The following is a 15042-nucleotide window of genomic DNA, read 5'->3' as shown; positions in this document are numbered from 1 at the left end:
GACTTCCTCCATTCACGACGGTCGACAGGCCGTATAACGTGAATTTCTGTTGTTCTGATTTCCGCCTTTGTGTGGGCGGTGTCGTATACTTCTACAGCCTAGGGACGTGTGGCTGAACCCACGATTAACGGAGCGATCACGCTTCGTTTATCAAAACCCCGACAATTCCGGGCTCAGACAAAAGCCCGGTAAAGACCGGGCTTTTGCTTTTGCAATTAACGGCTGTATGGCGAGACGCAGATGCGACGCGGGCCGCTGTTGGGCTGATAGGTGTTGTCGTAGGCGCGATACGAACGCCAGCGGTTCTGACACCAGGAGACATGGCTGCCGCCATACGCCGGACGGGGCTGCTGCATTGCGCCGCCGATGATAGCGCCGGTGGCGAAAGCAGCGAGCGGGAACCAGTAACCGTTGTGATAACGGTAGCCCGGACGACGGTCACGGTAGCCGCGGTGACCATTGTAAAACCCGTCGCGATGCGGGGGCGGACGACGCATATGACGACCGTCCCAATGGCGGCGGCGATCCCACTCACGGTACTGTACGGGCACGACGTTTTCGGTCGCTACCGCCGGCTTGGAGATCGGCACCGGCACCTGAAACGCCTGCGATGGCGTGAAGCTGGTGAAGAACACGACAATCGCTGTAGCGACGCTCGTTGTCCGGAAATTCAGCATGATCTTCCTCCATTTGCTTTGACGCCTTTGTCAGCGCCTTTCACCGCTCTCTTGCCGGAGATCAGGGTCAGCCCCTTGCCCGAGAAGAATTCGATGACGTGCAAACGAGTTTCGGAAAATTTGGTTCCAGACAACTATCCGGCGAATAAAGATTGCGACAGGACGCCGTTGGACGTCACGCTTCCACCTTTACGTCGGTCAACGGGCGTGAGCAGCAGGCGAGAATATAGCCCTCCTCGATTTCCTCATCGAGAATGCCGCCATTGTGGTTCATCTCTACCTCACCGGAAAGCTTCAGCACCCGGCAGGTGCCGCAAATCCCCGATTCGCAGGCCGCCCCGATACGGACCCCGGCGGCGCGCGCCGTCATCAGAACCGTCTGGCCGGGCTGACAGGGCATTTCTTTGCCGGAAAGGGTGAAGCCCACCATCGACAGCGCTTCGCCATCCGCACCGGTGAGAACTGTTTCACCAACGGTGACCGGCGCGGCCGGCGCGAAGCTCTCCTGATGATAGCGGCTCATGTCGAAGCCGGAGGCATCGAGCATCGAGCGGACGGCGGCCATGAACGGCTCCGGCCCGCAACAGAAGACGGTGCGCTCCATGAAATCATGCGCGAGCAGCGCGATCTTGGCCTTGTCCACCATGCCCTTCAGGCCGGACCACAGATCGGTGCGGCCGCATTTCTCGACAATGAAGCCGAGAGACAGGTTCGGCATGAAGCGGGCGAGATATTCCAGCTCGTGACGGAAGACGATATCGCCGGGTGTGCGCGAACAATTGATGAAGGCAATATCGCTCTGCGGGGCGCGGTCGCTCATGTCGCGCACCATCGACATCATCGGCGTAACGCCGGAGCCTGCCGAGATGAACAGATATTTGTCGCCGGGATGTTTGACGTAGGAAAAGTCGCCGAGCGGCCCGAGCGCCCGGATTTTCATGCCGGGCTTCAGATTGTCGAACATCCAGCGCGTGCCGATGCTATTGGCCTGCGCCTTGACCGTCACCGACAGCGCATAGGGTCGCGACGGGCTGGAGGACAATGTGTAGGTGCGGTAAAGCGGCTCCTTGCCCACCGGCAATTCCAGCGTGACGAACTGCCCCGGCAGATAACGGAACCAGTTCTGATCTTCCGAGCGGAACAGGAACGTCATCACATCAGGCGTCTCGGGCGTCACCGAGATGCACTCCAGAAGCTGGAGCTTGTCGCTCCATGGCTTCATCTCGTCAATATGCTTATAGGTCACAACCATATTCATCTTCGCATCACGCTACAGCCGAAAGCCGGGCCTTATCGCCGGAGAGCCGGTCGACCATGAAATCGGAGTACCAGTTGACGAACTGCATCACGCCGCCCTCGTCCTCCATGGAATAGGGGCCCGGCTCATAGGCAGGGGAACGAATGCCGAAGGCATTTTCCTCGACGATGCGGCGGTCCTGATCGTTGGTCTCGTTCCAGACATGGGTGAGGTCCTCGAGATCGTAATCCACGCCTTCGACGGCATCCTTGTGCACCAGCCATTTGGTGGTGACCATGGTTTCCGTGGCGCTGAGCGGCAGCACCCGGAAGGAAATGGTGTGGTCGCCGAGGAAGTGGTTCCAGGTCGTCGGATAATGGAACAGGAGCAGCGCGCCGATATGGCTGATGCTGACATCGTCAGACAGCGGCCGGCGCACGGCGGGCTTGCCGGACATGGTGTAGCTTTCCGCCTCGCCGATCAGCGGCATGCGGGCGACACGGAACTGGCCCTTGGGGTCGATCTTGAAACGGCTCGGCAGGCCGGCGGCCTCGCAGCGCGCCCAGTGGCCGCCGATCTCGGGATCGCTCGCCCCGCCGTCCGTTCCCGTCACGCTCGGGTTTTCGGGATAGGTGCGGCAGAGTTCCGGATGGTTGGCGGCGCAATGGTAGCACTCGCGGTTATTTTCCCAGACGAGCTTCCAGTTGCCCTTTTCGATGATCGTGCTCTCATGCGCGACCTTCGCCTCCCAGATGCGGTGCGGCGTCATGTAGCTCTCGACTTCCTTGCGCATGGGCTCGAAATCGGCCGGCTGATCGGCAAGGCAGATGAAGACGTAACCGGCGACGGTTTCGCAGGCGACAGGCTTCAGGCCGAAATCGCCCTTGTCGAACTCTTCGCCCATGTGACGTGCAAACAGCAACTTGCCGTCGAGATCGTAGGTCCACTGGTGATAGGGACAGACGAGGCGGGCAGACTGGCCCTTCTGTGTGGTGCAGACGCGCGAGCCGCGATGGCGGCAGGAATTGTGGAAGGCGCGGATCTGCCCGTCACGGCCACGAACGATGACCACGGAATAGGCGCCGACCTGCACGGTGAAATAGCTGCCGGACTTCTGCACTTCGCAATCATGGCCGACAAACAGCCAGTCGCGATACCAGATCGTTTCCATATCCAGCTTGAAATAATCCGGGTCCGTGTAGAAGGGCTGTTCCAGGCTGAAGCCTTCGCGGCGGTTTTTCAGCTGGCGCAATACGGTATCACGCAATTCCATGGCCAAATCCTCGATCAAACCGCCCTGCCCGACACCATTTGCGGGGTTGCGGAAGCATGTGCTCATCTAAACACCGGCGCTCATTTGCGGCAGCACAAACAGCGACATTACCTTCCGCATTGGCGACAAATTGCGACATGCGCAATTCGCCCTCTCAGCCCATTCCGCTGGGAAATCCAACAGCTATTCAATGACGGAAATGACGTCGCAATATGACGCATGATGGCGCGCGTCCTGCTCCCCACCCGTTAGAAAACGGGGGATGCGGCGCAACGGAGTATTAACGCGCCCTAAATTATCTTGCCGGATCGACAGCAACGAGGGTGTTCCCGGTGGAGAAGGCGACACGCATACGCTATTTCGATGCGAGCAGGCATTCGGTCACACCGATACGCTCGAAGACCGCGCATTCCGATTTCCTGCGGACAGGGCGTATCAGCCGTTATGAAGAACGATGGCTGCCGAAAGAACGCGTCTATTACAGCCATGACGAAGTGGCTGCGCTGACCGGGCGAAAGCTGGAAGCTGCCGCCGATGCCACCCATAGCCGTCTGAACGGCTTTCACCAGTCCATCCGTTTTCCCAAGATGGTTTTTCACCATCTGCTCACTGACCGGCCGCATCTCGGCTATTGTCACGTCACGGCGGCGAAAACCAGCTTCGATGCCGAGCGCCATGTGCTCTGGTCCTTCTATTTCGCGAATTTCTTCGCTGAGCTGAGCGGGGCCGAAAACTTCTTCGAAAATATCGATGCGCGCTATTCCCGGATGTATTTCGCCGTCGCCATCAACGCGCTTCCCGATCAGGAACTCGCCGTCGATACCTCCGTGCATCGCGGCGGCCTGCTGTTCCAGACCCACGATCCGCGGGTGGCGCTGAAAAACGTGCTCATGCTCGGCGCGCGGTCCGAGGAGATGCGCAGGATCATCAAGGCGATATAAAACTTTCCATAGGCCTCTGAAATACGCTATTGACCGCCCTGAAAGGCAGCATCATGGCGCGTCATATCGATATAGAGAAAGAGCGGGAAACGGCCCTGCAGGCATCCGTGGCGGAGCTTGCCGCCGGCCAGCCCATCGCCCTGCCGACGGAAACCGTCTACGGCCTTGCCGCCGACGCCACCAATCCGGCGGCGATTACCCGCATTTACGAGACAAAAGGCCGGCCGCAGTTCAACCCCCTGATCTGCCACATGGCCGATATCGCCATGGCCGAACGTTACGCCGTCTTCGACCCCATATCGCAGAAGCTCGCCGATGCCTTCTGGCCCGGCCCGCTGACGCTGGTGCTGCCGCTGAAACCGGCAAGCGACATTCATTCGCTGGCGACAGCCGGTCTCGACACGGTCGGCATTCGTGTGCCGCAGGGTTTTGCCGGCGATCTGATCCGCCGTTTCGACAGGCCGCTCGCCGCCCCCAGCGCCAATAGTTCCGGCAAGATCAGCCCGACAAGTGCGGCCCATGTGGAGGCGGATCTCGGCCAGAAGATCAATCTCATTCTCGATGGCGGCGCGGCCGCTGTCGGCGTGGAATCCACCATCGTCAAGGTGGAAGAGGATGGCCGGGTGCGGCTGCTTCGTCCCGGCGGCATCGTTACCGCGGACATAGAGCGCATTGCCGGCAAACGGCTTGAACGGCCGAAAAAAGCAGCCGCCGCCATTGAAGCGCCGGGAATGCTGGCCTCGCATTACGCGCCGGGTGCGGCCGTACGCCTTCACGCCACATCCGTTCTGCCGGGCGAAGCGCTGATCCGCTTCGGCGGCATCACCGTTGCCGGCGAAGAGACGGCGCGCACCGTGCTCGATCTCAGCCCTTCCGGCGATCTTTCCGAGGCCGCCGCCAATCTCTTCGATTATCTGAAAGCCGCCGATGCAAGCGGCGCAGACATGATCGCCATCACCGCCATTCCCACCCATGGTCTTGGAGAGGCGATCAACGACCGCCTTTCCCGCGCCGCCGCGCCGCGAGACTGACGGCACTCACCCATTTCGCCCATGTTTCAAAAGACAGCGAGACGCCGCCCATGACGACCACCGCCATCCCCTCCTCCGACATCCTCGACCGCTTTGCCGCCATTGTCGGCGAAAAAAACGCGGTCCGCGACCCGGCGGAAATGGCGCCGCGTCTGGTGGAAAATCGCGGGCTTTATCGCGGCGCCTCGCCGCTGCTCATCAAGCCCGGTTCGGTCGAAGAAGTTGCTGCCATCCTGAAGCTCGCCAGCGAAACCGGCACCGCCATCGTGCCGCAGACCGGCAATACCGGCCTCGTCGGCGGCCAGACACCGCGCGCCGAAGGAACGGATATCATTCTGTCGCTGGAGCGCATGAACCGCGTTCGCGATATCGATCCCGTTGCCAACATCATCGTCGCCGATGCCGGCTGCATTCTCGATGACATCCACAAGGCTGCTGATTCCGTGGAGCGGATGTTCCCGCTGTCGCTCGGCTCTCAAGGGTCCTGCCGCATCGGCGGCAATCTCGCCACCAATGCCGGCGGCACGGCGGTGCTCGCCTATGGCAATATGCGCCAGCTTTGCCTTGGGCTGGAAGTGGTGCTGCCGACCGGCGAAATCTGGAACGGGCTGCGCCGGCTGAAAAAGGACAATACGGGTTACGATCTGCGCGATCTCTTCATCGGTTCCGAAGGAACGCTTGGCATCATCACCGGAGCTGTGCTGAAGCTCTTCCCGAAACCGCTTGGCCATCAGGTGGCCTTCGCTGGTCTCAGCTCCACCGAGGACGCGCTGAAGCTGTTCGAGATGGCCTCTAACCTCTGCGGCACGGCGCTGACCGGTTTCGAACTCATGCCGCGAATCGGCGTCGAATTCACCGCCCGGCATATTCCCGGCGTGCGCGATCCCCTGGAACAGCCGCATGACTGGTACGCGCTCATCGATATTTCCACCTCCGACTCGGCCGAAACGGCGGACAGCATGATGCAATCGCTGCTGGAGCGCGGTTTTGAGGCCGGGCTGGTTCAGGATGCGGTGATCGCCGCGTCCGAAGCGCAGCGGCAGGCGCTCTGGCACATGCGCGAAAGCATGTCGGAGGCCCAGAAACCCGAAGGCGGCTCGATCAAGCACGATGTTTCCGTTCCGGTGTCGAAAATACCGGAATTCATGGCGACGGCGGAAAAAGCGGTTCTTGCCGCCATACCCGGCGCCCGCGTCTGCGCCTTCGGACATCTGGGCGACGGCAATATTCACTACAATATCTCCCAGCCGGTGGGTGCCGACAAGGCCGAATTCATCGGCCGCTGGCGGGACATGAACGAGATCGTGCACGGCATCGTGCTGTCGCTCGGCGGTTCCATTTCGGCCGAACACGGCATCGGGCAATTGAAGCGCGACGAACTGGCCGCCATCCGCCCCGGCATCGAAATGGAACTGATGCGGCGCATCAAGCACGCTTTCGACCCCGCCGGCATCATGAACCCCGGCAAGGTTCTGGCCGGGTAAAGCAGGCCCCGAGGTTAGGCCGAGGCCCGCAGCGCCCAGGCGGGCACCATTTCCGCATTCAGCCGGCGCGGTTTCTGCGCGCCGACAAATTGCGTCAGGCTCATGCCCGATTTCGCAATCGACACCGCATGCTTCTTCGGCAGAAGATACCCGTGTTCCAATGGCGGAATACGCCGCAGCATACGGCTGAAGACATTGCGCCGGTGATAGCGCGAGGGCGAGAAACGCGCAGGCTGCGCGCAGATCGCCACATATTCGAGAATCTCGTCGATCCAGCCCGCCTGCGGGCGCGCGCCCGGCTCAATCAAAAGCAGCCAGCCGCCGCGTGCGGACTTCACGACGTCTTCGATGTCCCACTGCCCATAAAAACGGCAGCCGGCGGCATCGGCGACGCGCGACGATCCATCGCGCGAGCCGTGATCGAGGATCACAACATCGCTTACAAGCCCTTCCACGGCCCCGGTTACAAGCGCAGACAAGGTGTGCGCCAGTTCCGGCTCGTGATCCCGGCATTCCATTATGACTGTCAACATCTGCATAGCTCTAACGCATCGCACAATAAATTGCCACTATGCTCATCGCTGTAAAATCCAAGGCTGTCCTTACCACCTACCGCAAAGTCTGCGGACGTGGCCGTGCCTGTCGCGGCCACGCATCCATCTCTGGAGAACGAGCCGAATTCGCAATTTTGTTCTTGTATTGTTCTCATTCCTGATGTAGGAATTTAATCATTCGGAAGGCGGTTGAAAGCCTGTCCGGATGGAAACGGTTTAGGGCGTTGAGCGTGCCTTGAGAGGCGTGCGGCGTCCTGGGAGCATCCAGATGAGAAACCATACGCTTTCGGGGCAGGCTGCCTTCCAGCCGAGCCATATGCCGGATATTGCCAATGCGCTGGCCGATGCATCCGGCCTGCGCATCGAGATCGACCGTCGTCGCGGCCGTGGCGCCGGGCTGAACCCGGATGGACGCTTCGAGACCCTGCAGCACGAGGTTTTCGACGATGGCTGGCAGACTCTCGAGGACATGCCGGAATTCCGCACCGAGGTGCAGGTGGAAAAGCCGCGCAGCATCATCACACGCAATGAATCGCCCGACATCCCCTTCGACCGCTCCATCAATCCCTATCGCGGCTGCGAACATGGCTGCATCTATTGCTTTGCGCGCCCAACGCACAGCTATATGGGGCTTTCGGCCGGGCTGGATTTCGAGGCCAAGCTTTTCGCCAAGCCGGATGCGGCAAAGCTGCTGGAACGGGAACTGGCGAAGCCGGGCTACAAGCCGCGGGTGATCGCCATCGGCACCAATACCGATCCCTATCAGCCAATCGAGCGCGAATGGCGTATCATGCGGCAGATACTGGAAGTGCTGGCCAAGGCCGATCATCCCGTCGCCATCGTCACCAAATCGGCGTTGATCAAGCGGGATATCGATATTCTGGCGCCCATGGCGAAAAAGGGACTCGCCAAGGTCGGTATTTCCGTCACCACGCTGGACCGGAAGCTCGCGCGCAACATGGAACCGCGCGCCGCCACGCCCGAGAAGCGGCTGGAAGCCGTCAAGGCGCTGACCGATGCCGGCATTCCCGTGGCCGTTATGATGGCGCCTGTCATCCCGGCGCTCAACGATCATGAGATCGAGCGTATTCTGGAGGCCGGGAAGGCCGCCGGCGCCACCGAAGCGTCTTATGTGCTTTTGCGCCTGCCGCTGGAGGTGAGCCCGCTGTTCCGCGACTGGCTGCTGCGCAACTATCCGGACCGCTACCGTCATGTCATGTCGCTGGTGCGCTCCATGCGCGACGGCAAGGATTACGACGCGGAATTCGGAAAACGCATGAAGGGCGCCGGCCCCTATGCCTGGCAGATCGGCAGGCGTTTCGAGATGGCGACAAAAAGGCTCGGCCTTATCCGCCGCGGCATCCATCTGCGCGACGATCTCTTCGTGCCGCCGGGCGGTGCAGGCGTGCAATTGTCGCTGCTTTGAAAGACCGAGGCTGAAAACAACTCCGCCTGATCGAAGCACCATACGGAACGTGCGGCGATATCAGGCAGAACATGACAGGAAGCGGCGGCCTCTTTTTTAGACTGGCCACGCTCCCACGACATGCCCGGCAGGTTTTCCCTGGCCCGCCGGACATCGCTCCCGGAACCGCCGCCTCGCGTGCGATCGTTTTTCCTCCGCCGCCCCGTTGGAGGATCAAAGGTCATGATGACCTTCGGGGCACGGCGAGCCACGCCCCTTGACCCCGGCTCACCGCGCCTGTCATCGCCCGCTTCCGGGGGCTTGCAGGAGATCGGGTGTGTGTGCCAGTTTCGCCGCATGAAACGCACGGCCACACCCGATTCTCCTGCTCTTTTTGATATTGCCGATACCGGTCCGGATTTTTCCTTCGAACTGGAAGCGAAAAAGAAGGGCCTCTGGCCCGTGGCCGGCACGGATGAGGCAGGACGGGGACCTCTGGCCGGACCGGTGGTTGCGGCAGCCGTCATTCTCGATCCGGACAATATTCCCAAGGGGATGGACGATTCCAAGAAGCTGACGAAGCAGAAGCGGGAAAGCCTGTTCGTACAGATCATGGAAACCTCGATCGTATCCGTCGCCTCTTCCGGCCCCGGCCTGATCGACAATATGAATATCCTGCGCGCCAGCCTCGACGCCATGCGCCGCGCCGTGCTCGGTCTCGAAATCGCCCCTGCCCTCGTGCTGGCCGACGGCCGCGACCGCCCGCCCGGCATCGCCTGCGAGGCCAAAGCCGTCATCAAGGGCGATTCCCGCTCCCTCTCCATCGCCGCCGCCTCGATCATCGCCAAGGTGACCCGCGACCGCATGATGGAACGCGCGGGTGTGGTGCACACATCCTACGGCTTTGAAGGCCATGCTGGTTACGGCACTCCAGCCCACCTGCGCGCCATCGAAAGCCACGGGCCTTGCCCGCTGCACCGGATGAGCTTCAGGCCGCTGAAGCGGGATTGACCGAGATAAAGCGTTTACTGGAAGATCTGAGCCTATCCCTTCTGAATTGGCCACACGCCATAAGTCTCATAAGCGCTCTGCATTCTTTCCGTCTCACTGCGTTCGGGGAATAGCCTGTAGCTCGGTGCCCATATGCGGGAAACGCTTTCGATCTTGACCGCGATCACATTTCGGATCGGAAAATCATCGCCAGCCATGCGACGCAGATCGGCACTGAAAGCATCAAAATCAGTGTCGCCGGGCGCCAAGATCGCGGCGTGGCCGGCGAGCTTGAACCCCCTCTGACGGAACACATCCACGAAGCTGACGCAGACCTTCGGCCGCGCAATCGCGTTGCTTACGCTGTGGGATGAAGCAATGTCCGCGATAACAAGATGGTCTTCGCCGTAGCCGGTGAATATTTCCTTCGGCGTCACACTGGGCGTGCCATCGTCATCGACGGTCGCCAGCCAGCAGAGCACCGAGTTCTCTATATCAATTCTGATCGCATCATTGATCATTAAATTCCTCCCTTGGTATTCCGAGCGAGAGTTGCGGGCAGTAGTGCGCTGATACCGGTTGCTTCGCCACCTAAATAGCCAGACGCAACGGCACTACACTCCAAACCGTTTTCCTGTGCCGAAGGGTCGTTCAGGAAAATCACTGGTACGCAAAGAGCATGGGCGAAGGCCGCTTCCATCAACGTATTTGGTCCGACGTACCCCTCAATGCCTCGCTTCGGGAAATTAGCGATCAAGACGACATCGCAGTGCCTGATTATCTCAAGATGCCGGTCGATGTAATATTTCTTATTTGCAATTACGTCGGTATTCTTCAAATCCGACCAGTTGACATCTCGCTCTTCCCGGGCCGGGGCCGTTGGCCGGTATCCCATCGCTTCCAGCGCACTCGCAATTGCCTCCATTTCATCCACAAAGGCCATCGAGCCACAGATAGCGATACGAACAGTCATACTTAACTCCAAAATTTTATCAGTATATTATCTCGCGATTAAGAAAATAGACCATAAAAATCGGCAAGAACTCAGCAAAATTCCACATTCCGTCGCGAGACTTGCTGCGGAATTGGGCGCAATCTTGCTCCTTAGACTGTCCGGAACTTGAGTAAACAAACAAAAAAACCCTCGCGGCTTGCGCCGGAGGGGTTTTGAACAATACCGAGATAAATCTCAGTTCAGCTTCGACTTCACTTCGCCGATCGTGGCGGTGAAAAGCTTGGCCTTTGCGGCGGCGGTGGTCTTTTCGGCAATGAGCTTCTCGGAAGCGGCAATGGCGATATCCACGGCGGCGGCGCGGACGGCGCCGATGGCGTCGTCTTCGGCCTGCTTGATCTTCTGTTCCGAAAGGGCCGTGCGGCGGGCGACGAATTCTTCCGTCTTCTGCTTGGCTTCTTCCGTCAGGGCTGCGGCTTCGCGCTCGGCGGCGGCAACGATACCTGCGGCTTCGGCTTCTGCTTCCTTACGCTTGCGCTGATATTCGGCCAGCAGGTGCTGGGCCTCTTCGCGCAGGCGCTTGGCTTCGGCCAACTCGTCCTGAATGTTCTGGGCACGCTCGTCCAGAGACTTGGCGAGCATGCCGGGAACCTTGAGATAGGCGACCAGAACGAAGAAGAGGACGAGACCGACGAGAGCGAAAAATGATGCATCAAATGCCATATCAGGCTCCCTTCACGTTCGAAGCGGCGGCAATCGCTGCCTTCACGTCCGTGTCCTTGACCTTGGCGCCGACCAGCTGGTCGACGATGGCGGTCGCGGTTTCTTCGGCGATTGCGCCGACATCGGCAAATGCCTGTTCCTTGATGCCCGCAATGCGCTTTTCGGCGGCGGCGAGCTTTTCGGCAAGACCGGCTTCGATAGCGGCGCGGTCGGCATCGGCCTTCGCCTTTGCGGCGTCACGGGCCGCAGCGCCGATGGAGCCTGCCTTGGCGCGGGCTGCCGCGAGTTCTTTTTCATAGGTTTCGACGGCAGCGTCGGCTTCGCTTTTCAGCCGTGCCGCTTCATCGAGATCCTGTGCGATGCGTCCGTGACGGTTTTCGAGAATGCCGCCGACGCGCGGAACGATGACCTTCTGCATGAGCAGGTAGAAAAGGCCGAACGTGATCGCCAGCCAGAGAACCTGCGATGCATAAGTAGACTGGTCGAACGGCGGGAATACGCCGGCAGCGCCGTGTTCGGCGCCGTGCGCCACACCGGTTTCCGTGTGCGTGGCTTCCGGTTGCGGCTGGCCGACAGCCGGAGTTTCCGTATGCGTTTCACCTACGGTCGGTGCTGACTGGGCATAAGCCTCGGTCACGAACATGCTCACCTCCAGGGGTACTGCAAATGCGAAGGATCACGGCACGCCATTTGCGGGCCGTGATCCAGACCTGATGCCGATATTAAACAGCGAACAGGAGAAGGAGAGCAACGAGCAGCGAGAAGATGCCCAGAGCTTCCGTAACGGCGAAGCCGAATACCAGACGGCCGAACTGGCTGTCGGCAGCAGAGGGGTTGCGCAGTGCGCCGGACAGGTAATCACCGAAGATACGGCCGAGTGCGAGGGACGTACCAGCCATGCCGAGGCATGCGAGACCTGCGCCGATGTACTTTGCTGCTTCCGCTTCCATGTGAGACTCCTTGAGATATTGGTTGTTGCGGCTGTTTTTGACGCCCGTTGCCGGGGCCAGCGACTTTACTTCTCAGTGACCACCATGCACGGCGTCGTTCAGGTACATGCAAGTCAGTACCGCGAAGACATAAGCCTGCAGGAAGGCAACGAGAAATTCGAGAGCGGTCATGGCGACCGTCATGATGAGAGGCAGGACAGCACCGCCGACACCGAGCGCGCCGAGCGCGCTCATGGAGGCGACGAAGCCTGCGAAAACCTTGAGCGTGATGTGGCCGGCCAGCATGTTCGCAAAAAGACGAACCGAAAGGCTGATCGGGCGCGACAGGAACGAGATCATTTCAATCGACGCCACAAGCGGCAAAAGCGCCTTGGGCACGCCCGAGGGGGCGAAGATGCCGAAGAAATGCAGGCCATGCTTCCAGAAACCGTAAACCAGGACCGTACCGATGACGAGGCAGGCGAGTGCAAAGGTGACGATGATCTGGCTGGTGACCGTGAAGAAATACGGGAACATGCCGAGAAGGTTAGCCGTCAGCACGAACATGAACAGCGAGAAGACGAAGGGGAAGAACACCATGCCCTTCTTGCCGGCGCCTTCGCGCAGCATGGAGGCGATGAATTCATAGGACATTTCAGCAACGGACTGCATGCGGGTCGGGATCAGACCGCGGTTCGACGTTGCGAAATAAAGGAAACCGGAAGCCGCAGCCACGGTCGCGACCATGAAGAGCGACGCATTGGTGAAGGAAAAATCGACGCCGCCAATTTCGATCGGAATGATCGGCTGCACCAAGAACTGATGGGTCGGATCGTTTGCCACCGGCTGCCCTCTTTACCTGTCGCCGCCTGTCGCGGCATCTCAACTGCAAGAAAAAACAGCTTAAACGCCGCCTTTTCCACCCTCGTCTCGCCTGTCCGCCTTCTCCAGCAGCGGCGGCTTGGCCACCGCGCCCGTCGAGCGCAACACATTCAATACGCCTGCGCAGAAACCGAGAAGAAGAAGAACGATCATCCCCCACGGCGTCGTGCCGGCAAAATAGTCCAGAAGATAACCCAGCATAGCGCCGACCACGATGGCCGAAATGAACTCCGATGAGAGCTCAACCGCCATCGCAAAGCCCTTCCGGCTTTCCGCAGCGTTGGTCTCCGCCCTCACTTCCGCCTCATCCTCCGCCTTCACCTTGGCCAACTCGTCAGCAAGGCGCTTGCGGCGCTCGTCCAGACTATCGTCACGGTTGCCAGTCATCTTAAAATCCCACCCATTTTCTCCGTTCCAGCCATGCCAGAACCCTTTGGAGTTGTAAACGGTGACGGATTAAGCCTGTTCCAGCCCGCTCTGAAGTCGCGCGCAACATAGTTTTAGGGGCTTCTCTAGTCAAGGCACTGGCGACGGTTGTTACAGCACAAATTAATCATGCAAAAACAAAAGCTTGACCTCAAATCGCCGTTTGACCGCGATGTTTCGCAAAGGAATCGGCATTTTTGACACGCAAAATGCGACAAATCGGCGGTGGTATCAGCTCCAGCCGCCACCATAGGTACGGTAAAAGACATGCAATCCGATTCTGCCGACCTTCTTCATCGTGCGGCCCCAGGCGGGACGCACATAAACGGCGTGATAATGGGTTGCCGAACCCACTTCCTTCATCCAGATTTTGCCGGCGGTGGTGGCCATGGCCACTTCGCGCGCCATTTTCCAGTGGCGTTCGGAGTTCACGCGGTCCTTGATATTGTCGCAGGCGAAGGAAAACTGGCAGCGGTTACGCCAGTCCTTGTTCTGATAGACGACGCCGCAGATGGTTTTCGGATAGGCGGGATTGCGCACGCGGTTAAGAATGACCTGTGCCACCGCCGCCTGCCCCTTCACCGATTCTCCGCGCGCCTCGAAATAGATGCCGGAGGCAAGGCATTGCTGTTCGGCTGCGGAAAACACGGTGGCGGGCAGCGGGGTGGCTGCCCAGGCGTGGTCGTCCTCGGCGATCTGCGGCACGAAACGGCCAGCCTCGGGCTTTTTGAGAATGGCGTCGAAGGGCGACTCGCGGGCAAAATCCGGTTCGGCCGGCGCATAGGCCGTGGCGAGAATATCCGGCGTGCGATTGGTGATGAGCTCCGCCAGCATTGGCGAGACGCTTCTGTCCGCCTTTTTTTCCTCGCGGCGGAAATAGAAGGAGGCGAGTTCCACGTCCTTGCCGCGCTTCGGCTTGACGAAAGCGGTGCGGTCCTTGCGCTTCAGCGGCTCGATATCCAGCATGCTGGTGCGCTGCAGGACGGAACCGGCGGTGAAGGCCTTGGGCGGCTGCATGATTTCTGTGGCGACGATGCGGCCCTTCTTGGCGGCGCGGTTGACGCGCTCGCTGTCGGGCGTCGTTGCCTCGCCCTTCTTGTTGGTGACGAAGGCGACCTTGCTGCCATTGGGCAGGGTCATGCCGCCGCCGTGCAGCGCCGCCTCCCCTGCCGCATCGTTAAAGGTGAGCGAGGCATTGTGCACCGAGCCCGCCGGAGAGGCCGTCAGCACCATGCGCCATTGCTCGCCGCCCTTGTCCAGACCAGCCAGAAGCGAGGCCAGATCCGCGCGCGCAGCGAGGGAGGGAAAAACCAGCCAGGCGGCAAGGCCGAAGACGACGGGCGAGGTCCATTTTGACGCCCACCCCTGAAGGGACACGGGGGACCGACGACGCATTACTCTTTTCGAACGCAAAACAAGCACTCCGAACACCGACAACCATATTTGCTACAGGTGTTCGAGAATCTCTTATTAACCTTGATGCTTGGTTAACGCCGCGCGTGGACGCGGCTTCACGTTAATGTGTAACCATCTTCTAA

17 protein-coding genes are annotated in these 15042 nt (G+C 60.0%); 5 read left to right on the top strand and 12 right to left on the bottom strand.

Features of this window, described 5'->3' with window-relative positions; translation table 11 throughout:
- Positions 1-215 precede the first annotated feature (215 nt).
- The 3 genes from PH605_RS02895 to PH605_RS02885 form a co-directional block, all read right to left on the bottom strand.
- Positions 216-677, bottom strand: a complete 462-nt coding sequence (locus PH605_RS02895) for a BA14K family protein (protein WP_065654339.1) — start codon at positions 675-677, stop codon at positions 216-218.
- Between the two features lie 175 nt (positions 678-852).
- Complete coding sequence (locus PH605_RS02890) at positions 853-1935, bottom strand: hybrid-cluster NAD(P)-dependent oxidoreductase (RefSeq protein ID WP_035237666.1); 1083 nt, start codon at positions 1933-1935, stop codon at positions 853-855.
- Positions 1936-1942: 7 nt separating this feature from the next.
- On the bottom strand, positions 1943-3187 hold the full coding sequence (locus tag PH605_RS02885; RefSeq protein WP_142844252.1) for an aromatic ring-hydroxylating oxygenase subunit alpha: 1245 nt from the start codon (positions 3185-3187) through the stop codon (positions 1943-1945).
- A 332-nt stretch (positions 3188-3519) separates the two neighbouring features.
- Between PH605_RS02885 and PH605_RS02880 the strand changes: the two genes are divergently transcribed.
- Genes PH605_RS02880 through PH605_RS02870 form a run of 3 tightly spaced genes read left to right on the top strand, consistent with a single transcriptional unit; the run spans position 3520 to position 6643 of the window.
- On the top strand, positions 3520-4128 hold the full coding sequence (locus PH605_RS02880) for a DUF6656 family protein (RefSeq protein ID WP_142843971.1): 609 nt from the start codon (positions 3520-3522) through the stop codon (positions 4126-4128).
- 53 nt (positions 4129-4181) lie between these two features.
- Complete coding sequence (locus tag PH605_RS02875; RefSeq protein WP_142844254.1) at positions 4182-5159, top strand: L-threonylcarbamoyladenylate synthase; 978 nt, start codon at positions 4182-4184, stop codon at positions 5157-5159.
- Between the two features lie 50 nt (positions 5160-5209).
- Positions 5210-6643, top strand: a complete 1434-nt coding sequence (locus PH605_RS02870; protein ID WP_078051184.1) for an FAD-binding oxidoreductase — start codon at positions 5210-5212, stop codon at positions 6641-6643.
- A gap of 14 nt (positions 6644-6657) precedes the next feature.
- On the opposite strand, the gene PH605_RS02865 is transcribed toward PH605_RS02870, so the two are convergent.
- A complete protein-coding gene (locus tag PH605_RS02865) occupies positions 6658-7176 on the bottom strand; it encodes a hypothetical protein (protein ID WP_003521054.1) in 519 nt (172 codons plus the stop codon).
- 289 nt (positions 7177-7465) lie between these two features.
- On the opposite strand from PH605_RS02865, the gene PH605_RS02860 reads away from it, so the two are divergent.
- Positions 7466-8623, top strand: coding sequence for a PA0069 family radical SAM protein (locus PH605_RS02860; protein ID WP_161987664.1), 1158 nt, complete (start codon positions 7466-7468; stop codon positions 8621-8623).
- Positions 8624-8959: 336 nt separating this feature from the next.
- Complete coding sequence (locus PH605_RS02855) at positions 8960-9613, top strand: ribonuclease HII (RefSeq protein ID WP_142844256.1); 654 nt, start codon at positions 8960-8962, stop codon at positions 9611-9613.
- Between the two features lie 32 nt (positions 9614-9645).
- On the opposite strand, the gene PH605_RS02850 is transcribed toward PH605_RS02855, so the two are convergent.
- From PH605_RS02850 to PH605_RS02815, 8 genes are all read right to left on the bottom strand, one after another.
- Positions 9646-10113 (bottom strand): pyridoxamine 5'-phosphate oxidase family protein, encoded by a 468-nt coding sequence (locus PH605_RS02850; protein WP_142843972.1) that lies wholly within the window; start codon positions 10111-10113, stop codon positions 9646-9648.
- A complete protein-coding gene (locus tag PH605_RS02845; protein WP_237680904.1) occupies positions 10113-10565 on the bottom strand; it encodes a hypothetical protein in 453 nt (150 codons plus the stop codon). The genes PH605_RS02850 and PH605_RS02845 overlap by 1 nt, the downstream gene beginning before the upstream one ends.
- Positions 10566-10781: 216 nt before the next feature.
- Positions 10782-11267 (bottom strand): F0F1 ATP synthase subunit B, encoded by a 486-nt coding sequence (locus PH605_RS02840; protein ID WP_020810758.1) that lies wholly within the window; start codon positions 11265-11267, stop codon positions 10782-10784.
- 1 nt (position 11268) lies between these two features.
- A complete protein-coding gene (locus tag PH605_RS02835) occupies positions 11269-11910 on the bottom strand; it encodes a F0F1 ATP synthase subunit B (protein WP_142843973.1) in 642 nt (213 codons plus the stop codon).
- 79 nt (positions 11911-11989) lie between these two features.
- A complete protein-coding gene (locus PH605_RS02830) occupies positions 11990-12217 on the bottom strand; it encodes a F0F1 ATP synthase subunit C (RefSeq protein ID WP_003494147.1) in 228 nt (75 codons plus the stop codon).
- 72 nt (positions 12218-12289) lie between these two features.
- Positions 12290-13039, bottom strand: a complete 750-nt coding sequence (locus tag PH605_RS02825) for a F0F1 ATP synthase subunit A (RefSeq protein ID WP_003521045.1) — start codon at positions 13037-13039, stop codon at positions 12290-12292.
- A gap of 60 nt (positions 13040-13099) precedes the next feature.
- Positions 13100-13465 (bottom strand): AtpZ/AtpI family protein, encoded by a 366-nt coding sequence (locus tag PH605_RS02820; RefSeq protein WP_271040139.1) that lies wholly within the window; start codon positions 13463-13465, stop codon positions 13100-13102.
- A 270-nt stretch (positions 13466-13735) separates the two neighbouring features.
- Positions 13736-14899 carry a cell wall hydrolase gene (locus tag PH605_RS02815; RefSeq protein ID WP_065654347.1) on the bottom strand — a complete coding sequence of 388 codons (1164 nt, stop codon included), beginning with the start codon at positions 14897-14899 and terminating at the stop codon, positions 13736-13738.
- Positions 14900-15042 lie beyond the last annotated feature (143 nt).

The organism is Agrobacterium sp. CFBP 3001 (assembly GCF_027871605.1).
Classification (GTDB): domain Bacteria; phylum Pseudomonadota; class Alphaproteobacteria; order Rhizobiales; family Rhizobiaceae; genus Agrobacterium; species Agrobacterium leguminum.
Note: the sequence above shows the minus strand (reverse complement) of the source record. Positions and strands in the feature narration are given on the sequence as shown.